This window comes from Pseudomonas sp. JQ36 (assembly GCF_053851495.1).
The window spans coordinates 1,899,258-1,920,782 of the sequence record NZ_CM132642.1 but is presented as its reverse complement, the minus strand read 5'-3'; the positions used below and the strand labels follow the sequence as shown (position 1 = coordinate 1,920,782).

Genomic DNA, 21,525 nt, shown 5'->3' with positions numbered 1-21,525 from the left:
TTTAATTCTTTGGGCCAACATAAGTGGCTTGACCGCTCGGCAGGAATGTATTGCCATAATATTTTATTCGCTTGCAATATCCATCCAGGCGTGCGCCAAGCACCTCAACGTGCTTTTTGTATCGACTGCGCATTCTGTCATTATCTACGCTAACTAGTCTTAGGACGGCTTCAGACATGAAGTTATCAATTCCTAGTCTATTTTCACAATAAGTTTGCTCAGGGTCGCTGGCGTCTTTTGTCCCAAAGCGATTCATGCTCATGCACGCCTCTTCAAATTGTGCTTGTGCAAGGGGGATTGTTCCCTGTGTTTCAGCTTGGCGAACAATCAGTCCAAGTATGCGCTCAATAGCTTGCTGTTGGATTAAGTGGCATTGGGCTTTTGAGTATTCCTTTTCCGCAGGTTTAATATCAGTCTCCTGCATCCCATACTCTCTAATCTTAAATGAGCTGGCCTCAGAGGTTAGTGTCATGAGCATTGGGCCAAGCGCACCAGGGGTTGCTGCTAATATCCATTGTTCAAGCTCAGTTTGATTGCGATAGTTCATGATCGTATGTGCAATCGTCGCCCCTCTGCCACCGCCAGTTAACGCCTCGTATAAGGACATCACCATGTCCACGCCTTGCATATAAAACATCGCAACTTCCATGCCTGCAGCGCCAAGGAAGTTAAGCTTGTCTATGTAATCAGCTGCATCATCGGTTACAAAAATTAGCGTTTTATCCTGGTTTTTGTGGATTTCTCGACGCACGAGATTAATCAGGTCAGTAACCCCGTCATAACCGACTTCGAACTGGAATTCGCCTCCCGCTCCCGCACCGACAATTAGTGATGCCTTGAACCGCATAATGAAGCGGCCTTCGTGCAAAGAAATGCCGATGTCTGCATTCGTGCCAAGCCCGTATGCGGCAGTAAAACCAGCAGTGAGTCTGGCAAGACTGGACCATTGACTGGCTTTGGTGCTGTTGACGCTGTTAGCCATTCCGGGCGTTGGCGCGGTGCGCAAGGCTGCTATGTCTTTTGGTGGTGCCCAGTTCAGAGCGCCGGTCAGTAGGATCCCTGCCTGCACTCCAGCAAAAAGGTTGAATTGAGCTTTGGCGCCGTCCTCTACTCGAACTTTGGCGGCATTGCCTTCCAGCACCGGTTCGCTTCTCACGGTTCCAGCGGTTGAATTTGTCGTTTCAGGACGTTTTGCGTCGGTGATTTCCGGAAGATTTAGGCCGCCTTGTACGTTTGCACGTCCCAACTGCACGCTGGAGGAAAGGAGGAGAGTGGCACCTGTGTATCCCCAGGCTCTGGCGCCCAGGTGGATGGAGAACCGACCGAGATTCAGGTTTTTGCGATTTTTGTCGTAGTCGAGGTAAGGAATCAGGATGTCTTTGGCCTGATCTCTGCCCGGAAGATCCATTTTCATCAGTTCGACTTCGCCACGTGCGAGGTCAATGGCCAGGCTTGCTTCAGCCTTGGCGGAAGCTTTGAAGTTATCCGCGACACTGAATGTCGGGCCGTTTATTTTAGCGCCAGTGTGGATTGATGACTGCGGCGGTGTGAGGCAACGCACGAGTTGCGCTTGGGGGCTATTGTCGAACAGGCGCAACGAGCTTCTGACTTCTTCTTTGAAGAGCAACTGACGAAGACGAAGTCCCCAGTCCTTGCGGGCTCCTGCATCCTCAAAGGTTTCGACCTTGTAGTTTTTCGACTTCAGGTAAGAATGGAACAGCTCTACATCAAACCAGCCTTTCTCATCAAACCAGTCACTCTGCTGATCTTTGATGGCTAGTGCACCTTCCGCTCGCAGCCACTCATGGAAAGGATTGTCGTCAGTGTCCGATGTTGCTTTTCCGTTGCTGTTTCCCGGAAGTTTCTTCAAGTCCTTGCTTGCTTTGGCGCCGATTTCACTCGCGTCCTTTTTCAGTACCTTTGTGATGCCCTCCAGATTGAGCAGACTCAGGTGTTTAACGGGACTGTTGGGACTATTGAAAAGTGCAACTTCGCGCAAAGGAAATTCTGCTTTGACCAAGCGCTCTTCCGGTTTTGGTTGAAACTGCTCTGGTTCCCACAGGAGATGTCGTAATGGCAGGGCTGCAGCAACCGCCGCTTCAGCGTCTTCGCGGAGTTTAAGGCGATCTTGTTGGATGCGCTGCCACTCTGCTTGCTCCGCTTCCACGATTCCTGTGGGGGGCGCGACGTTTTGGCCGCTGGCGTCAATCCAGGCTTTATATTTCGTGCGGATCTGCTCGGTGAGCTTGATCTGTTGCTGCTCCATCTCGAGATATGCTTTGAACTTCTCGACACCTGCGCTGATGTCACCCGTCTCAGGAATGAGCGCAAACTCCGGTAGGGCCAATCCGTAGTCGGCAACTTTCAAAATCGCATCGATATAAGCAGAGAAGTCTTTTTCGACTTTTTTGCGCTCGTTAGCGACTTCCTTTAAATAACCACACATCCGGGCTTTGCCATCGATTACGCAGTTTGTGGCGTCCAGATAAGCCTTTTTGTCTTTCTGAAAGTCTGCCTCCTTCAGAGTCGTCAACTTGCCACTCTTCGTGAGCGCAGCGCGGGCTTTCAAGTAAGTCTGCACGCGATTTCTTGCTTCGATCGCCCCCGGGGAAAACAGGTTGCCGCTCTCGTAGGTGTAGCCAGCAATTTTTGCCTGTGCAACTGCAATCGCTTTCAGCTTCTTCCATTCGTTGTAGAGGCGCTGCAGTTTCTGGCCGTCAGAGTTGGCTTCAAGCAGGCTCGCTTGCTGTTGATTGGCAAGCTCCCGATTGCGAGCGTATTCGCTTTGGTCTGGCAGTTTGTCCAAAGCAGCGGAGTTCCGGGCCTCTCGGCTGACAGCCTTCAATCGCATAGCCATGGTGGGCTGCGCGATATCGGGTTCCTGAGCCTCGATTTCGAGCATTCGGCTTTTTTGCTCGCCTTGCAGGAAATTACTCAGTTTGGGCTCCAGAAAGTACTCTAGAAGCCCTGCGGTGTTCATTCCCTTGAGTCGTTCTTCCGGAGACTTGCTGGCGCTGATGTGTTGCTCGAGTTCATTCATCGCCTCTTTGATCGAGCTGGCCGCTCGCTTAGGCAACAGGTAGAACATTTTTTCCTTGGTGGCGTAAATCACTTCGCCATATTCCGTCGAGCAGGCCGCCTTCACTTCGTCGAACGCGTTAGAGCAACTGTCAGGCGCCTCAGGCTGGGGATCAAGTTCCAAAGCAGGCTTGCTTTCGACCGGTACCGCTGAAGTCGACGCGTTCGCACGTGGTCCGTTGAGATCTACCTCGGGTGCTTCTGAAATTTCAGTTTCCATTTCGCTTCCATTCATTCTTTACGGACGGGGTCATCAAGCAACGCTGTTAGTGAGTTGCTGCAACTGCTGCACTTTGATGAACGACTCTTCCTTGGATTGCAGGATGGCCATTGCCTGTGGCTGCGTTTCGAGCAGCGGGCCGTTAGTGACGTGGCCCAGTTTCAGTAAATGACGACCTTCGTAAATGTTGTGGGCAACCAGCACGCTGAGGTTTTCCACGAGGTTGGGCAGTTGTTCGTCGGTAGGTTCACCGTAGGCAGCGTATTGCTCGTCTGCCCAATAAACCCATCCCAAATGCTCCTGAACCTTTGGCGCTGAGGGTGGCAGGTTGAACGCTGAAACGTCGCCCAGCCATTCAAGTTCCGAAAGGGCACGCCAACTGAGCCAGCGACCGCGATTGCGCCCGAAGTGGAGCGGTGCGGGGCTGTATACGTGTTGCCAAGGGCCGAAGAGCTGATGTGAATGTTCAGCGGTGGTGTAGGCCAGTGCGGCCCACAGGCTTGGCTTGTGATAACTCAACAGGCTTTGACCGCCGGAGCCATCGTTGGCACGCAGGAGCCAGCGGGCGTGTGCAAGTGCTTTGACTGGATCTGCTGTGGTGAGGGCGATGCCGGCAAAGTTCTCTTCGCAGAGACCTGCCGCTTCTGCAGCGAGGCGACTGCCCCACGGGGCGACCAGCCAGAGAGGGCCGTCAGCGGCGATTTCGGCGAAGTCGGTGTTGAGGAACAGGCCTTGGGTGTCGACGGGTTCGCCGACACGGTAGAGGCGGCTCATGGCTTCTGGCTGACGGACGCGATCAATGATGAAACACAGGCTCAGGTCGGAGCTTTCTTTCGGCAAACCCTCGAAGGCGTAGCGCGGCGCTTCGAGGAGGGCGCTCAGTGCTTTTACATGCATGTGCAATCCTTACGGCTGCAAGCGCCGTTGCTTTGTTTGCCGCACAACGGCGTGATACCGGACTCGTTGAGGCGTTTGGGCAGCGGGATGAGGACTTTGCCCGCCTTATCCGCATCCGCCACCTTCATCGGCCCTGGCAGCAACGGCGCGGCCGGCGTACCTACACCCGGTGCACCGCCGGTATTGACCTTCACCTCGGCACCGCTGATGGTCACGCCACCGGCGTCGACCTTGACGAAGCTGCCGCCGGCTTTGGCGGTCAGTTCCATTGCGCCTTCGACGACGACTTTCTGGCCGGCGTAGTAATGGATTTCGCTGCCGGCTTCGACGAATTGCGCTGTGCCTACTTTGAGGTGCTGGGTGACTGCGACGGTCAGGTGATCATCTGCGCGCATTTCACTGACACGATTCAAATGGGTGATGCGGTGCTCTTCGACTTTGAATTCGCTGTAGGTGTTGGCCTCAACCGTGTCATGCCGCTCATTGCCCACGCGGATTTTCTGGTCGTGCTCGATGTTTTCATCCCAATCGCGCTGGGCATGGATGTAGATCTGCTCGGCACCCTTTTTGTCTTCAATCCGAAACTCGTTGTAGCCCTTGCCGCCCGGGGAGCTGAGGGTTTTGAAGGTGCTGCGGGTTTTGTTCGCCGGCAGGTCGTAGGGGACGACGTTTTCCTTGTGGTACAGGCAGCCGGTGACGAGTGGCTGGTCGGGGTCGCCTTCGAGGAAGGTGACGAGGACTTCCATGCCGATGCGCGGGATGGCGATGCCGCCGTAGGCGGCGCCGGCCCAGCCGCTGGCGACGCGTAGCCAGCAGGTGGTTTTGTCGTCGGACTGGCCGTCGCGGTCCCAGTGGAACTGGACTTTGATGCGGCCGTACTGGTCGCAGTGGATTTCTTCACCGGCCGGGCCGGTGACGACCGCGGTCTGGCTGCCGAGGACTTTGGGTTTCGGGTGTTCGAGGGCAGGGCGGTAGTGCGCGTCCCACGGGGTGGCGAGGAAGCTGTTGCGGTAGCCCTGGTGGAAATCGCTTTTGTTGTCGGTGACGTCGCTGGTGACGTTTTCACCGAGCACCTGCGGTTGTTTGCCTTCGTGGAAGACTTCCAGCAGCAGCCACAGGTCGTTCCATTCAGCGCGCGGGTGTTCGGCCAGGGTCAGGAAGTGGCCGCTGGTCAGGGTCGGTTCGTCACCTTTGCCTTCGGCGAGTTTGTAGTCGCTGCGATGACGTTCAAGGGCGCGGGTCGAGAGGAATTTTCCGCGCTCGCGGGTGGTGAAACGACCGGGGTAATCGTAGTCCTCAAGGTCCGGGGCGAACTCGGATTTGACTGCGCCTTCGGGCAGGATCTTCGGTTTTTCGAAGTCGTAGTCGCGGCGGCTGACGCGGGTGGTGCGGGTTTCCAGGCGCAGGTTGAAGCGCTTGATCACCGGTTTGTCGGCGCTCATGCCGGAGTCTTGCTGGTAGCTCACGGCCTTGAGTTTGCGGAACACCGTCTGATCGTCGCCGAACACCAGTTTGTGCCCGCTGCTGCTGTGCTGGAAGTGGAAGTGAATGCCTTCCTCTTCGCACAGGCGCTGGATGAAATGCAGGTCGGACTCGTCGTACTGCACGCAGTAGTCGCGCTGCGGGTACTCGGCGTTGAGCTGGAAGCTGTAGGCGTCGGCCAGAATGCCGCGATCTTCCAGCACCTGGGCTATGATTTTCGGCACCGTGAGGTTCTGGAAAATCTGCTGGTCATGGTTGTGCCGCAGATAGGCCAGTTGCGGCACCAGGCTGATGCTGTAACGGGTCAGGGTCTTGCCGGAATCGCCTTGTTCGATGCGATACACCAGGCCGTGAATCTTGCCTTCGCCGGTGGCGCCGAAGGTCAGGACGCCGGGTTTGTGCAGCAGCTCTTCGAGTTTCAGGTCGGGGCGGGCGCTGACCAGTTCGAGGTCGAAACGGAAAGGCTCGTTGAGGGCTTCGCGACCGGTGAAGCTCAGCACTTGCAGGTCGGCGGAGGCGCCTTCGAGGGTAAGGGTAATGTGGGTAGCGTTGGCGTCCAGCATGCCTTGAATTCCGTCCGTTGAATAAGCAGGTGACGGATGATGGAGGATTAAACCGCCTCGTTCAAGGCGCAAATGCCGTAGGGAAGGGACCCGCAGGGTATAGGGAAAACCCCTATGCCGGCGTTTTCACCCAATGAAACCGGGGGCTTCGCAGTCATGAGCCACTCGCCAGCACCTGGTTTGAGCCCATCGCAGGCCGAAGAATCGCCAGTCAGTTTCAGACTAAAGTCGCCTTCAGGCCGTCAAAGCCATCTGCCATCATTGCTGCTCACCCCTGCGTGTCCACTTCTTCCCGGCTGTTTTTGACCCGGGACGGGAGCTATTTTTCTGGCTGACTGCGCCCCGGCGCAAACGCTGTACTGTTGGAGTTTTTCATGCGTCCCCCATTTCCCCTCATCACCCCGCGCCAGTCGTTTGGCTTCGGAGCCGTTGTGCTGTGCGCAGGTTTTGCCGCGCAGGTTCAGGCCAGCGGTTTTCTTGAAGACACCACGGCGAAAATCGAATCGCGCACGGTGTACTTCAACCGCGATTTCCGTGATGGGCACACCTCCAGTGACCAGGGCGCTTCCAAGCGTGAAGAGTCGGCGCAAGGCTTTATTCTCAATCTGCAATCGGGTTACACCGAGGGCACGGTCGGCTTCGGTATCGATGCGCTGGGCATGCTCGGTTTTCAGCTCGACTCCAGCCCTGATCGCAGCAACAGCGGCTTGCTGCCGTCCAGCGGCGACAACCCGCGCGGCTCGAAGGGCCAGTACGCGAAGATGGGCCTGACCGCCAAGGTCAAGGTCTCGGACACGGTGTTGAAGTACGGCGCACTGCTGCCGGATCTGCCGCTGCTCAAGTACAACGACGGCCGCTTGCTGCCGACCATGTTCAACGGTGCGATGCTGACCTCTAAAGAAGTGAAGGATCTGACCTTCATGGCTGCGCGTCTGGACAAGTACACCGCACGGGATTCCACCGACTCGCAAGACATCCGCGTGCACTGCAAGAACAAGCGCTACGCCTGCAACACCACCGCCGATCATTTCGACATGTACGGCTTCGACTACAAGATCAACGATCGCCTGACCGCGCAGTATCACTACGCCGAGCTGGAAGACATCTACCGCCAGCACTTCATTGGTTTGCTCGGCAATCAGCCACTGGGCGACGGCGTGCTGAAGGCCGATCTGCGTTTGCTGAAAAGCGCCGACAGCGGTGATGCCAAAGCCGGCTCCATCGACAACCGCGCCTTGAGCGGCATGCTCTCGTACGGCATCAGCGGCCACACCTTCAGCGCCGGCTGGCAGCGCATGAACGGCGACAACTCGATGCCGTACCTCGATGGCAGCAATCCGTATCTGGTCAACTACGTGCAGGTCAACGACTTCGCCGCGGCGCAGGAACGCTCCTGGCAGCTGCGTTACGACTATGACTTCAAGGCCATCGGCATCAACGGCCTGAGCTTCCTGACCCGCTATGTCAACGGTGATCACATCAAGGTCCCGGGCAGTGATCAGGAGGGCAAAGAGTGGGAACGCGACAGCGAGTTGAAGTACGTGATCCAGACAGGCACGTTCAAGGATGTCAGCCTGCGCCTGCGCAATGCGACTTACCGCACCAACTATGAAAAGTTTGCGCGGGATGTGGATGAGACCCGGTTGATTGTGAGTTATAACTTTTCGGTGTTGTAACCCTTAGAACTATGGCGCCTGGATGACCGCTATCGCGAGCAGGCTCACTCCTACAAAGGAATTTTGGTCGCCGCGGATAGCGTGTTCGCCATCGATCCCTTGTAGGAGTGAGCCTGCTCGCGATTGGGTCTGATAGTCATCCCTACAACCAATGCCAGAGCCGGCTCCAGAAGCCGCGATTCAGATCTTCCTTGCACCCGGCATACTGCCGCGCATACACGTCGGAGCGCGCCTGCACCTTGCGCGCAGTGGGCATCAGCCAGGCCTTGCTGGCGTAGGTCTTGTTGCGGAAACCGCCCCAGCCTTCGTGGTAGTTCAGGTACTGGTTATAGGCGTCGTACTTGTACACGCCGTTGATCGAAGTGGTCTTGTCCATGTACCAGCCGACGAAGTCGATGGCGTCATCGAAGTCTTCGCGGTCGGCCCAGTTGCGCCCGGTACTTTTCTGGTAATCGGCCCAGACTTCATCCTTGGCCTGGGCATAGCCGGAGGCCGTCGATACCCGGCCCCACGGAATCACCCACAACAGGTATTTGCGCGGCGTCTTGGCGTCGTAGCGGTAGCCGGACTCCTGATACATGATCGCGAAGGGCACCTGGATCGGTACGCCCCAGCGCTTTTGCGTGACTTGCGCCGCGTCGTACCAGTCGCTCTTCTCGCGGAAGATCTCGCAGATGTCTTCCGGCGAACGCGGCGGCGAGGTGCCGCAGCCGCTGAGTAGTCCCGCCAGTATCAAAAGTCCCGCCGTCCGCCCCAACATCAAACCGTCATCCCCATGCGCGCAAAAAGGCCGACAGTCTACGCGCTCAGCTCAACTGGTGACGATAGGGCAAATCCGGACCGGTCTTGCTGCACGTAAGGGCGGCCGCCTGTACGGCAAACCTGAGCATCGCCTCGATCTGCTCGCGGCTGAGTGCTTGAACCCCTTCGACCGAGTCCAGTTCTTGCTCGGTCAGCCAGGTGATCAGCGCCGCCTGGAAGGTATCACCGGCGCCGACGGTATCGGCGATCTTCACCGAGCACGCCGGTACTGACCACGAACCATGAACGCGGCTGAACACCGTTGCGCCTTCGCCGCCACGGGTCAGAAACACCAACTGGCAGCGATGCTGCAGCCAGCCTTCGATCACGCGTTGTGGATCCTGCTCGGGATACAGCAGGCTCAGGTCTTCGTCGCTGACCTTGATCATGTCGGCCAGTTGCACCAGGGTCGCCACGCGCTCGCGCCACAGGTCGATGTTCGGTTCCGGGTTGAGGCGCACGTTGGGGTCGAGGGTGATCAGGCGCTTGCCGCTTTCGCGTTGCACCAGGGTCAGCAGGGTGTCGGCGATCGGTTGCACCACCAGCGAGAACGAGCCGATGTGCAGACCACGCACATCAGCGCCGAGCTGCGGCAGATGGGCGAGGCTTAATTGGCGATCAGCGCAACCTTCACCGCGAAAACTGTAATGCGGCGAGCCATTGGCGCCGACCGCGACCATCGCCAGCGTGGTTGGCGCGGCGAAGTCGATCAGGTAGTCCGCACGCACGCCTTCATCCTGCAGCACTTGCTGCAAACGCCGGCCCAGATAGTCGGTGGACAGCCCGGCAAACAGCGCCGAATCCACGCCCAAACGGCGCAAACCGACCGCGACGTTGAACGGCGAGCCGCCGGCAATCGCCTTGAAATTCACTTTCGAAGCCAGACCGCTGGCATCGTCTTCGCTGAAGAAATCGAACAGGGCTTCGCCACACACCAAATACATAATTGTTTGCTCTTTATAGGGTTGCGACATGCTGTTGATAGCGTTCATAGGCCTGCTGGAACGCCGCGACATTGGCGGCAACCGGCAGGGTTTCACTGTGCAGATCGAGCTTCACGCAGCGCTGGCACAGATCGGCCAAAGTGTCTTCGTGGCCGTTCGACCATGACTTGCACCACGCCGCCTGAATCGCCGCGCCAAGGGCTGCGGCTTCGCTGTGTTCGGTGCAGATCACCGGGGTGTTCATGATGTCGGCGACGATCTGCCGCCACACCGCGCTTTTCGAACCGCCGCCGATCAGGCTAATGCTGCGGCTTTGTAAACCATTGTGGCGTAACAGATCCAGCCCATAACGCAAACCGAAGGTGGTGCCTTCAACCACGGCGCGACACAGGTTGGCCTGGGTCAGGTTGCTCAGGGTCAGGCCGTGCAGGCTGCCGGTGGCATGGGGCAGGGCGGGGACGCGCTCGCCATTGAGGAATGGCAGCATGCTCACGCCTTCGGCACCGATCGGCGCCTCGGCCACGAGGTCATTGAACTGCTGCAGATCGAGGTCGAACAGTTCGCGGATCGCGCCGGTGGCGTTGGTCAGGTTCATGGTGCAGATCAGCGGCAGCCAGCCGCCACTGGACGAGCAGAACGTGGCAACCGAAGCATCCGCGCTGACCTGCGGCGCCTCGGCGTAGGCGTACACCGTGCCGGAGGAACCGAGGCTCATGGTGATCGCCCCCGGTTGAATGTTGCCGGTGCCGATGGCGCCCATCATGTTGTCGCCACCGCCGCTGGCGACCAGCGCGTTCGGATTGAGGCCGAGTTGTTCGGCAATCGCCGGCAACAGCGTGCCGACCGCCTGATGTGCGTCGATCAGCTCCGGTAATGCCGCTTGCAGGCGCCCGGTGGCGTCGATGTCGCGCAACAGTTGTAAATCCCACTGGCGGCTGCGCACGTTGAAATAACCGGTGCCGGAAGCGTCGCCGTATTCGCTACAGGCGCGACCGGTGAGCCAGAAGTTCAGGTAGTCGTGGGGCAGCAGGATGCGCGCAATACGCGAGAACACCTCCGGGTGCTGTTCCTTGGTCCACAGCAGTTTGGACACGGTGTAGCCCGGGGCGATGACCACGCCGAGGCGCTCCAGAGAGCCTTTTTCACCGCCGAGGTGTTTGAGCAGACGGTCGTTTTCGTCAGTGGTTTCGGTGTCGCACCACAGCTTGGCCGGGCGCAGCACCTGGCCCTGATCGTCGAGCAGCACCAGACCGTGTTGCTGGCCGGAGACGCCAATGCCGAGGATCGCCTGACCGTCGATATTGGCTGCGAGCAAGGCGCGGCGGGTGGCGAGGGCGAAGGCGTCCAGCCACTGTTGGGTGTCCTGCTCGCGCCGGCCATTGGCGCCGCTGATCATCGTGTGCGTGGCAGCGCCCTCGCCGAGCACCTGACCGCTGGCGGCATCGAGGATGATCGCCTTGGTGCCTTGGGTGCCGCAGTCGATGCCGAGGAAGAGTTGTCGGGTGGTCACAGTGAGGTCCTCAGGGTGTCAGGTTTGCCAGGGTGAGGCTGCCATTCGCGAGCAAGCCCGCTCCCACATTTTGAAACGCGTTCCCCTGTGGGAGCGAGCTTGCTCGCGAAGGCGTCAGTAGCGTCACCGCATCACTCAGTCAAAATCCGCTCCAAAGTGCGCGTCACACCCACCTCACGCAAGCTGTTGCAGCACCACTCGAACGCCGCCACAAACGCCGCCGAACGCGGAATCGCCGTGCCGAAGATCTCTTCAACCGCCAACAACCGCTGAGTGATCAACGCATCATCGGCCACCAGCCCCTGACAAAACTCTGCCCGTGGATCAGGAATCCCATAGGTATCGCCATTCTCATCCACGCCCTTCAGATACAGCGCCCAAGCCGCCACCACCAACGCGGCACGCTTGGTTTCCTTGCCGTCGGCAATCAGGCGATTGATCGTCGGAATGGTGAACTTGGGAAACTTCGACGAGCCATCCGAGCACACCCGCTCCAGCTGATCGGCAATCGCCTGATTGGAAAAACGCGCCACCAGCGTGTCTTTGTAGTCGGTCAGGTCGATGCCCGGCACCGGTGCCAGTTGCGGGGTGACGTCGAGGTCCATGTAGGCGCGCATGTAGCGCACGAACAGCGGGTCGTTCATGGTCTCGTGGACGAAACGATAGCCCTTCAAAAAGCCCAGATACGTCAGCGCCAGGTGGCTGCCGTTGAGCAGTTTGATCTTCATTTCTTCATAGGGCGAAACGTCATCGGTGAACTGCACGCCGACCTGTTCCCAGGCCGGGCGACCGTTGACGAATTTGTCTTCCAGCACCCATTGCACAAAAGGCTCGCAGACCACTGGCCAGTTGTCGTCCACACCGTGTTTGTCGGCCAGTTGCAGACGATGCGCGGTGCTGGTCATCGGCGTGATGCGGTCGACCATGGCGTTGGGGAAACTGACGTTCTGTTCGATCCAGTCGCGCAGTCCCGGATCGCGCAGGGCGGCGAACGCCAGCAGTGCCTTGCGGGTCACCGCGCCGTTATGCGGCAGGTTATCGCAGGACATGAGGGTGAACGCCGGTATGCCCGCGCCACGGCGTTTTTCCAGCGCCGCGCAGAGGAAACCGAACACGGTTTTCGGCGCCTGCGGATGTGCCAGATCGTGTTGAATCTGCGGCAGGTGCGCCATGAATTCGCCGTTGCTGTCGTCGATGCAGTAGCCGCCTTCGGTGATGGTCAGCGAGACAATGCGGATCTGCGGATCGGCGAGTTTGTCGATCAGCGCCTGCGCGCCGTCTTCGGCCAGGAGCATGTCGCGGATCGCACCGATCACCCGCACTTCGGTGTCATCGTTATCGCCGAGTTCGAACAGGGTGAACAGGTAGTCCTGCTCCTTGAGGTCGTCACGGGCGCGGCGGTCTTCCGCGCGCAGGCCTACGCCGCAGATCGCCCAGTCCAGCGCCTGACCGGTATTCATCAGCGCGTCGGTGTAATACGCCTGATGCGCACGATGGAAACCGCCGACGCCAATGTGTGCGATGCCTTGACGGGTGTCGCTGAGGCTGTAGGCCGGCAGTTGCACCTCGGGTGCGAGGCGGTGCAGGTTTTGTTCATTCAGTTTCATCGGGAAGGTCTCGAGGTTCAGGCCGCCGCGCGCAGCGGGCGGGTCAGCGCCACGCCATCGGCGTCGAACAGGTGGCAATGGCTGGCGTCCAGGTGCAGGTTCAGTTGCTCGCCGTAGCGGCTCGCCAGGTCACCGCGCACGCGCATGGTCAGGGCTTCGCCAGCATTGGTGGTGACGTGGCAGAAGGTGTCGCTACCCAGCCGTTCGCTGACGTCGGCGGTGACTTGCAGGGTGCAGTCGCCCGGTTGTGCCAGCTCCAGATGTTCCGGGCGAATGCCCAGGGTCACCGCGCTGCCGACGCTCAGGTTGGCGGCGTTGAACGGCAGGGTGATGCGCGTGCCGGCGTCCAGCGAGACTTCGCAGCTGTGGCCGTCGACGCGGGCGATCTTGCCCTTGAGGAAGCCCATTTTCGGCGTGCCGAGGAACCCGGCGACAAACAGGTTGGCCGGGTGGTGATAGAGGTCCAGCGGCGAGCCGACCTGTTCGATCTTGCCGCCGTTGAGCACCACGACTTTGTCGGCCATGGTCATCGCTTCGACCTGATCGTGGGTCACGTAGATCATCGTGGCTTGCAGATCCTTGTGCAGGCGCAGCAGCTCCAGACGCATCTGCACGCGCAGCGCGGCGTCGAGGTTGGACAGCGGCTCGTCGAACAGGAATATCTTCGGATTGCGCACGATCGCCCGGCCGATGGCGACCCGTTGCCGTTGGCCGCCGGACAGCTGTTTCGGCTTGCGCTCGAGCATCGGCCCGAGTTCGAGAATGCGCGCCGCTTCGCCGACCTTTTTCTCGACTTCGGCTTTCGGTACACCGGCCAGATCAAGGGCGAACGACATGTTTTTCTTCACGGTCATGTGCGGGTACAGCGCGTAGGTCTGGAACACCATCGCCAGATCGCGCTTGGCCGGGCTGACTTCGGTGATGTCGCGGCCATCGAGTTCGATGGTGCCGCCGCTGACTTCTTCCAGCCCGGCGATCAGTCGCAGCAGGGTGGATTTGCCGCAACCGGAGGGGCCGACGAAGACCACGAATTCCTTGTCGTTCACCTCAAGGTCGATGCCCTTGATGATGGAGAAACCTTCGAAACCTTTTTGCAGATTCTTGATTTTCAGGTTGGCCATGGTGATGGGCCTCCGCTTAAGTTAATTCAATTGCGCCGGGCAAGCTTTTGGTGGGAGCGGGCTTGCTCGCGAAGGGGCCGTGTCAGTCACGATCATTGTTGGATGCCCCACCGCTTTCGCGAGCAAGCCCGCTCCCACAAGGGGAAGGTGTTGGTTCAGGAATATTCATTTCACGGCACCGAACGACAGGCCGCGTACCAGTTGTTTCTGGCTGATCCAGCCGAAGATCAGGATCGGCGCGCAGGCCAGGGTCGAGACCGCTGACAACTTGGCCCAGAACAAGCCTTCGGGACTTGAGTACGAGGCGATCAACGCGGTCAGAGGCGCAGCTTTCGACGAGGTCAGGTTCAGCGACCAGAACGCCTCGTTCCAGCACAGGATCAACGACAACAGCACGGTGGACGCGAGGCCGCCCTTGGCGATCGGCAGCAGCACGCGAACCATTTCCTGCCACAGCGTGGCGCCGTCGAGACGCGCGGCTTCGAGGATGTCTTTGGGGATGTCCTTGAAGTAGGTGTAAATCATCCAGACCACAATCGGCAGGTTGATCAGGGTGTAGATCACGATCAGCGCGATGCGTGTATCGAGCAGGCCGAAACTCTTGGCCAGCAGGTAGATCGGCATCAGCACGCCCACCGGCGGCAGCATCTTGGTCGAGAGCATCCACAGCAGCGTGCCTTTGGTGCGCTGGGTTTCGTAGAACGCCATCGAGTAGGCGGCGGGCACCGCGATCAACAGGCACAGGGCGGTGGCGCTGAACGAGATCACTACCGAATTCCAGGCAAAACTGAAGTAGTCGCTGCGCTCGTTGATGTGCAGGTAGTTCTCCAGCGTTGGCGTGAAGATGAACTGCGGCGGCGTGGCAAAGGCGTCGATTTCGGTCTTGAAACTGGTCATCACCATCCAGAAGATCGGGAAGAAAATCACGATCGCGATGGCCCAGGCCAGGGTGCCGAGCAGCAGGCTTTGCAGCCGGCGGGATTGTTGAAGAGTCATGGCAGGCCTCAGGCTTTGTCAGTCAGGTTTTTGCCGATCATCCGCACCAGAATGATCGCCGCGATGTTGGCGATGACCACGGCAATCAAGCCGCCCGCCGAGGCCATGCCGACGTCGAACTGCACCAGCGCCTGGTTGTAGATCAGGTAGGCGAGGTTGGTCGAGGCGTAGCCGGGGCCGCCGTTGGTGGTGGTGAAAATCTCGGCGAACACCGACAGCAGGAAGATCGTTTCGATCATCACCACCACGGCAATCGGCCGCGCCAGGTGCGGCAGGGTCAGGTGCCAGAAGATTGCTACGGGGCCGGCACCATCGAGTCGCGCGGCTTCTTTCTGCTCCTGGTCAAGGGACTGCATGGCGGTCATCAGGATCAGGATCGCGAAGGGCAGCCATTGCCACGAGACAATGATGATGATCGACAGCAGCGGGTAGTGCGCCAGCCAGTCCACCGGTTGCGCGCCAAAGAGCTTCCAGATGTAGGCGAGGATTCCGGAGACCGGATGGAAAATCAGGTTCTTCCAGATCAGCGCGCCGACGGTGGGCATGATGAAGAACGGCGAGATCAGCATCACCCGCACGATGCCGCGGCCGAGAAACTCGCTGGCCTCCAGCAACGCACTGATCAGCACGCCGAACACCACGCTGATCAGCAGCACGCTGCCCACCAGCAACAGGGTGTTGGTGGCGCCGGGCAGGAACCCGGAGTCGGTGAGGAAATAGCTGAAGTTCTCCAGCCCGACGAATTCGTTCACCCCCGGATCGAGCAGGTTGTAGCGAATCATCGAGAAATAAATGGTCATGCCCAACGGCACGATCATCCACAGCAGCAACAGGGCCACCGAAGGGCTGACCAGAAACCAGCCGGGATTGGCCACGCGGCTTTTGCGCTGCGGCCGGGTCAGATCGATGTGGGCTTTGGCAGTTGAAGTATTCATGGTGATCACAACCGAGTCATACAGACCTATGGAGATCTAATGTAGGAGTGAGCCTGCTCGCGATAGCGGTGTGTCAGCCACCAATGGGGTTTGATGGAAAACCGCCATCGCGAGCAGGCTCACTCCTACAAAAGGCAGGAGCGAGCAGTGTGGTTACTTGGGATAACCGGCGCGCTTCATCTCGCGTTCGGTGGTTTGCTGCGCGGCGGTCAGGGCCTGATCCACTGTGGTCTGGCCGATCAGCGCCGCCGAGAACAGCTTGCCGACCTGGGTGCCCACGCCCTGGAATTCAGGAATGGTCACCAGTTGAATGCCGATGTACGGCACCGGTTTCAGCGTCGGTTTGCTCGGATCTGCCGCTTTCAGCGATTCCAGCGTGACCTTGGCGAACGGCGCCGCGCTCATGTACGCATCGCTGTAGGTCGAGGCGCGGGTGCCCGGCGGCACGTTGGCGATGCCGTCGGTCTTGGCCACCAGCTCGCCGTATTCCTTGGACGTGGCCCAGGCGCTGAACGCTTTGGCGGCGTCCTTGGCCTTGGAACTGGTCGGAATCGCCAATGCCCACGAATACAGCCACGCCGAACCTTTATCGGTGACCTGATGCGGGGCGAAGGTGAAGCCGACGTGATCGGCGACCTTGCTCTGAGTCTTGTCGGTGACGAACGAGCCGGCAACGGAAGCGTCCACCCAGATCGCGCATTTGCCGCTGTTGAACAGCGCGAGGTTCTCGTTGAAACCGTTACTGGAGGCGCCCGGCGGGCCGGACTTCTTCATGGTGTTGACGTAGAAATTCAGCGCGTTTTTCCATTCCGGCCCGCTGAACTCAGGTTTCCACTGCTCATCGAACCAGCGCGCGCCGTAGGCGTTGGCGACGGTGGTGATCAGCGCCATGTTCTCGCCCCAGCCGGCCTTGCCACGCAGGCAGATGCCGTACTGCTCTTTGTCCTTGTTGGTGAGTTTTTCGGCGAAACCGGCGATCTGTTCCCAGGTCGGGCGCTCGGGCATGCTCAGCCCGGCATCCTTGAACAGGTCGGTGCGGTAATAGGTGATCGAACTCTCGGCGTAGAACGGCAGGGCATACAGCGAACCCTTGACCGACAGGCCTTCGCGCACCGACGGGAACACATCGTCGAGGGCGTAACTGGCCGGCAGGTCCTTCATCGGTTCCAGCCAGCCTTTGGCGCCCCAGAGTGCCGCTTCGTACATGCCGATGGTCAACACATCGAACTGCCCGCCCTGGGTGGCGATGTCGGTGGTCAGGCGTTGGCGCAGGACGTTTTCTTCCAGTACCACCCAGTTGAGCTTGATCTCCGGATGCTCGGACTCGAAAGTTTTCGAGAGCTTTTGCATGCGGATCATGTCGCTGTTGTTGACGGTGGCGATGGTCAGGGTCTGGGCGCCAAGGCTGACGCTGCTGAGGGTCATGCAGGTGAGGGCTAGCAGAGCTTTTGCAGTGGGTTGCATCGTGCACTCCTTTTCTGCGTCCGTTGGGAGGCAGAAGGACAGTTATTGTTTTTGTGTCTTCCGGTGCAGGAAGAATGTGCGCTGATTACAGCCCTCAATCGACGGACTGACAAATCATCCGTCGCACTCAAATCAATACTTTTTTGCACTGGGGTTTGTTGCGGTAGACGCAGGGAAGGGCTTTTCAGTGGGAAGGGGCTATCGAATCAGTACAGGTTTCATCGCGTCGGATGCTTTTTGTGAGAGCAGGCTTGCTTGCGAAAGCGCTGTGTCAGTTTGCCGATCAGTTGACTGATACGCCGCTTTCGCGAGCAGGCTCACTCCTACAGGGGGCGGTGGTGTCAGCCGAGGTTTTGTTCGGTCAGGCGTTGCACGGCGAGGCGCCGATAGTGCGACGGCGTCATGCCCTTGAGTTGCTGGAAGCGCCGATTGAAGTTGGAAATATTGTTGAAGCCCGACTCGAAACACACCTCGGTCACCGGTTTGTCGCCATCGGCCAGCAGTTCGCAGGATTTGCTGATGCGCAGCCGATTGACGAACTCGATGAAGTTGCGCCCGGTGGCCTGTTTGAACACGCGGCTGAAATAGGTCGGCTTCATCCCCAGATGCTCGGCGACTTCTTCCAGGGTCAGCTCCCGGGCGTAATGGTCGAAGATGAAGTCGACCGCGCGGTTGGTGCGGTCGATGTTGTGCTCGTCGGCCAGTTGCGTGTTAGTGGCGCCGGACAGCAATTGATAATCGTCAGTCGCCGCCAGTAGCTCCATCAGAATGAAAAAATGCCCGAGACGGGTAACGCCGCGCGTATCGGCAATTCGCTGCATCAACGTCATGGCCTGACGGATCGTATCCTTGTCGCGAAATTCGATGCCATATTGCGCACGCTCCAGCAGCGGCGCCAAAGTCTTGAGTTCGGCGAACACCTGGTGCCCGCTGTCGAACAACTCATCGGTGAAGTTCACCAGCATGTCGCGCTTTTCCACCACTTCGTCGTCGGCCACCTGGCTGATCCAGTTGTGCGGCAGATTGGGCCCGGTGAGGAACAGTGTTTGCGGATAAAAGTTGCCGATGTAGTCGCCGATGAAGACCTTGCCGGAACTGGCAACGATCAGGTGCAGTTCGTATTCCTTGTGAAAATGCCAGCGTACTAACGGGCACGGAAAACCATGCTGACGGTAGATGATGGACAACCCGTTATGGTCGTCCATCAGTTCGTAGGAGGGATCAGTGATTCTGGTTGCCCGAGTCATGTCCGATGCGTCTTGTTGTGGTGTTCAGGCGCCCATCATGCACGCGCGCCACGGACAGTTCCAGCGCCTCAGCCCCGGGTCTTTCTGAGACCTTTAGACTGGTTGACCTGCTGGCAATGGCCGATCAGTGGAGTGCCACCGATGAAGTCGGCATTGATAATGCTGCACTTCGGCGCCCATCCCGAGTCCGGGCCAAACCATTGATCGAGTTCGTCGGTGATCCGCTTGACGCCGGCCAGTTCGCCGTAGCTGGTGGCCGACAACGACCAGAGGCTGCCGGATGCCGGCGGGTTGGCCAGGGTGCGTGTGATGTGTTGTTCGAGTTGCTCGAGAGAGGTGATATTTGAACCGCTCCATTCGTGGCGGATTTTCGGCCAGTACAGGGGCGAATTGAAATCCGGGTGCGAGTCGCTTGCCAACACCACGCGTTGCAGCGCACTGGCCTTTTTAAGTTGTTCCAGGGTCAGATGACTGTTGTTTCGGGGAATAAGCCGCGAAGCCAGTTCTGTGGTGATGACTTCATGGAAACCCTTGTAATCGAATGGCTGATCGTTGATGCCCTGGAGTTCATGTAAGTCCAATACGATGAATTCGTTCGGATTGTCATTGAGGAAAAAGTTGAGACTTTTTACAAGATCGCTCAAGGAACGTCCCTGGAACAGTTTCACGCCATGAAACGTATGAAACTTCCTGATGCCCAGCCAGTGTTCATCGGCATGCAGACGCAAGTCGAAGGCGCGCACGCCCTCGCTTAGTTGCTGAATGAACGGGCCATCCTGGCAGACAAACCAGTTTTTAGTGGGCTGCAGGTACGCCGGGTACGAAAAGTCGTAATCCAGCCCGGAGTTATGCGCGCCGGGCCAGACCACTTCGCCAAGGGTCAGTTGGTCCATATCCGGTGTAGCCGCCATCCAGTTTTTGAAAGGGTAATTACTCATGGTGCATTCCGTTGCAGATAAAGTTTAATTTCCGACCAGTCAAGTTTTTGGTCAGTTCGGAAGTTATTCTTTGGTGCAAGCGGAAAAAGTACAAGCCAGCACTCTTTTCAAAGTATTGGCAATGTGCTTTTGCACTTTAGTTATCAACTTTTCTGGTTCTTTGCTTCGATCCATTGCGCCATGTATTGGGTGCTTTTATGCAAGTGGTGACGCAACATGCTGCCAGTGAAGTTGGCGCGACGTAATGCGGTCAAGTTGTCGCGGCAATGTTGCAGGCGAGCGATCAGCGCCGGGCCGTGATCAGCCTGCCGATAGCGCGCGTTCAACAACGCGACGCCGGCCTGCTGTGCGTCAGTCCAGCGCTGTTGGTCTTCGTGCAGCGCCACAGCGGCGTCGGCCAGGGCCTGGGCCGACTGAGCCACCGCACCAGGCCAGGGCAATGCGCCGCCCATGCCTTCAGCGCCGATGGGCGTCGTGACATTGGGCGTGCCGCAGAGCATCGCATCGACGATCTTGCCCTTGATCCCAGCGCCGAAACGCAAAGGCGCCAGGCAAACCCTGGCTTGCGACATCACTTGCAGCGCATCTTCTGCCCAGTTCATCACATGAAACCCCTGCGCCGCGTTGTGCAGGGCTGTGGCCTTGGGCGGCGTATAGGCACCGTAGACATGCAGTTGGGCGCCGGGCAATTGCTGGCGGATCAGCGGCCAGACGGCGGTCTTCATCCACAGCACGGCGTCCCAGTTGGGCGCGTGACGGAAGTTGCCAATACTCAGAAAATGCGCCCGCTCCTCAAAGGGGACGAACGAGGCGCGCGGTGGTTCGAGCATCAGCGGGCACCAGTGCAGCAGCTCGTCCGGGACTTGAAACTGTTCGACCAGCAACTGGATTTCCACTTCGGAAATCATCAGATTCAGATCGCAGCGGTATAACGCGGCGATTTCCCGTTTGGCCAGGTCAGTGTCGGCCATCAACTCGAACTCTTCACGCAGCGCCGGGGCGAACAGTGCGCTGAAGTCCTGATTGTCCGGGTCGTCCTTCAAGCGTTCCTTGAGCCGTTGGTGACGGGCGTGGCGCAGGCTCTGCAGGTCGGATGTCTCCAGTACGCGCAGGGCGTCCGGGCATTGCTTTTCGACACGCCAGCCGAACTGCTCTTCCATCATGAACTGGTCGAACAGGACGATATCCGGGGCCAGTTCACGGATGAAACTATCGAAGCTGCTGTTGTTGAGTTCGATCGGCACTTCGCGGATGCCCAGCGCGGTCAGGTCAGCCTTGTGCTCGCCCGGGCCGGCCGGGCTGCTGAAGGTGATATCCCAGCCTTGCTGCAGGAACGTATCGAGGATCTGCATCACATGCCCGCTGGCTGCCGAAGAGCGCGGTTCGGGCCAGACGTAACCGATGACCAGAACTTTGGTGGCGGGTGATGCAGTCATTGACGAGTGTTCCTTGCAGGCAAGCGGCTGAAAATGGCGCGCAATTAGAGCACATCTGCAGCCGCTGCCGAATCAAGGCCAATCACTGGTTCAGAATGCCCTTGACCTTGTCACGCAGTTGATCGATCGAGAATGGTTTGCCGATCACGTGCATATCCGCAGGCACGTCGATGTTTTCGGCATATCCGCTGGCGAACAGCACGGGCAGGGTGGGGCGCATTTGACGTGCCTTTTCGGCGAGTTCACTACCTGTCATGTCCGGCAGACCGTGGTCGGTCATCATCAAGTCGATAAGCTTGCTCTGATCGCGGAGAGTGTTCAGCGCAGATTCGCCGTCTGCCGCCTCCAACACCTTGAACTCCAGCTCCTCCAGCACATCGACGATGAGCATACGTACGATGTCGTCGTCTTCTACTACAAGGATGGTGGACGCTGGGGTGGACATAGGGATAGCTCTCAAGAAATGAAATCGGAACGGCGACCGGTCGAAAATGCCGGGCTCTTGCATGAGTAAGTGGCGCATGGCCACAAGTTCCCGAGCGGATACGAAAAAGATTAGCTGCAAATCGGGGCGGCAAGGATACCCGTTGCCTGATCGGGAAGTGCAGCA

General features: G+C 58.7%; 16 protein-coding genes. 1 reads left to right on the top strand and 15 read right to left on the bottom strand.

Annotated elements, in window-relative coordinates; translation table 11 throughout:
• Position 1 precedes the first annotated feature (1 nt).
• The 3 genes from ACS4NR_RS08480 to ACS4NR_RS08470 are packed head-to-tail and all read right to left on the bottom strand — an operon-like array spanning position 2 to position 6,240.
• Positions 2-3,298 (bottom strand): hypothetical protein, encoded by a 3,297-nt coding sequence (locus ACS4NR_RS08480; protein ID WP_456019700.1) that lies wholly within the window; start codon positions 3,296-3,298, stop codon positions 2-4.
• 33 nt (positions 3,299-3,331) lie between these two features.
• The gene (locus tag ACS4NR_RS08475; RefSeq protein WP_183779988.1) at positions 3,332-4,195 is read right to left on the bottom strand and encodes a DUF4123 domain-containing protein; all 864 of its coding nucleotides are present in this window, start codon (positions 4,193-4,195) and stop codon (positions 3,332-3,334) included.
• Positions 4,186-6,240, bottom strand: a complete 2,055-nt coding sequence (locus ACS4NR_RS08470) for a type VI secretion system Vgr family protein (RefSeq protein WP_456019699.1) — start codon at positions 6,238-6,240, stop codon at positions 4,186-4,188. The genes ACS4NR_RS08475 and ACS4NR_RS08470 overlap by 10 nt, the downstream gene beginning before the upstream one ends.
• Before the next feature lie 374 nt (positions 6,241-6,614).
• Here ACS4NR_RS08470 and ACS4NR_RS08465 point away from each other — a divergent pair, with 374 nt between their 5' ends.
• The gene (locus tag ACS4NR_RS08465) at positions 6,615-7,916 is read left to right on the top strand and encodes an OprD family porin (protein WP_166495839.1); all 1,302 of its coding nucleotides are present in this window, start codon (positions 6,615-6,617) and stop codon (positions 7,914-7,916) included.
• A gap of 142 nt (positions 7,917-8,058) precedes the next feature.
• Here the strand turns inward: ACS4NR_RS08465 and ACS4NR_RS08460 are convergent, their stop codons facing one another.
• The 12 genes from ACS4NR_RS08460 to ACS4NR_RS08405 all read right to left on the bottom strand — a co-directional run bounded on the left by ACS4NR_RS08460 (position 8,059) and on the right by ACS4NR_RS08405 (position 21,360).
• Complete coding sequence (locus ACS4NR_RS08460; protein WP_456019698.1) at positions 8,059-8,676, bottom strand: transglycosylase SLT domain-containing protein; 618 nt, start codon at positions 8,674-8,676, stop codon at positions 8,059-8,061.
• Positions 8,677-8,722: 46 nt separating this feature from the next.
• Positions 8,723-9,661 carry a carbohydrate kinase family protein gene (locus ACS4NR_RS08455; protein WP_456019697.1) on the bottom strand — a complete coding sequence of 313 codons (939 nt, stop codon included), beginning with the start codon at positions 9,659-9,661 and terminating at the stop codon, positions 8,723-8,725.
• A 13-nt stretch (positions 9,662-9,674) separates the two neighbouring features.
• Positions 9,675-11,171, bottom strand: coding sequence for a xylulokinase (xylB, locus tag ACS4NR_RS08450; protein ID WP_456019696.1), 1,497 nt, complete (start codon positions 11,169-11,171; stop codon positions 9,675-9,677).
• 131 nt (positions 11,172-11,302) lie between these two features.
• Positions 11,303-12,778, bottom strand: a complete 1,476-nt coding sequence (locus ACS4NR_RS08445) for a mannitol dehydrogenase family protein (RefSeq protein ID WP_456019694.1) — start codon at positions 12,776-12,778, stop codon at positions 11,303-11,305.
• A 17-nt stretch (positions 12,779-12,795) separates the two neighbouring features.
• Positions 12,796-13,899, bottom strand: a complete 1,104-nt coding sequence (locus ACS4NR_RS08440) for an ABC transporter ATP-binding protein (protein WP_456019693.1) — start codon at positions 13,897-13,899, stop codon at positions 12,796-12,798.
• Between the two features lie 165 nt (positions 13,900-14,064).
• The gene (locus tag ACS4NR_RS08435) at positions 14,065-14,895 is read right to left on the bottom strand and encodes a carbohydrate ABC transporter permease (protein WP_003225143.1); all 831 of its coding nucleotides are present in this window, start codon (positions 14,893-14,895) and stop codon (positions 14,065-14,067) included.
• Positions 14,896-14,903: 8 nt separating this feature from the next.
• Positions 14,904-15,830, bottom strand: a complete 927-nt coding sequence (locus tag ACS4NR_RS08430) for a carbohydrate ABC transporter permease (RefSeq protein WP_115985131.1) — start codon at positions 15,828-15,830, stop codon at positions 14,904-14,906.
• Positions 15,831-15,983: 153 nt separating this feature from the next.
• Positions 15,984-17,294, bottom strand: coding sequence for an ABC transporter substrate-binding protein (locus ACS4NR_RS08425; RefSeq protein ID WP_115984764.1), 1,311 nt, complete (start codon positions 17,292-17,294; stop codon positions 15,984-15,986).
• A 341-nt stretch (positions 17,295-17,635) separates the two neighbouring features.
• A complete protein-coding gene (locus tag ACS4NR_RS08420) occupies positions 17,636-18,541 on the bottom strand; it encodes an AraC family transcriptional regulator (protein ID WP_027612740.1) in 906 nt (301 codons plus the stop codon).
• Positions 18,542-18,609: 68 nt separating this feature from the next.
• A complete protein-coding gene (locus tag ACS4NR_RS08415) occupies positions 18,610-19,479 on the bottom strand; it encodes a phospholipase (RefSeq protein ID WP_456019692.1) in 870 nt (289 codons plus the stop codon).
• A 143-nt stretch (positions 19,480-19,622) separates the two neighbouring features.
• Complete coding sequence (locus ACS4NR_RS08410) at positions 19,623-20,915, bottom strand: glycosyltransferase (protein ID WP_456019691.1); 1,293 nt, start codon at positions 20,913-20,915, stop codon at positions 19,623-19,625.
• A gap of 82 nt (positions 20,916-20,997) precedes the next feature.
• A complete protein-coding gene (locus ACS4NR_RS08405) occupies positions 20,998-21,360 on the bottom strand; it encodes a response regulator (RefSeq protein ID WP_456020378.1) in 363 nt (120 codons plus the stop codon).
• Between the last annotated feature and the right edge of the window lie 165 nt (positions 21,361-21,525).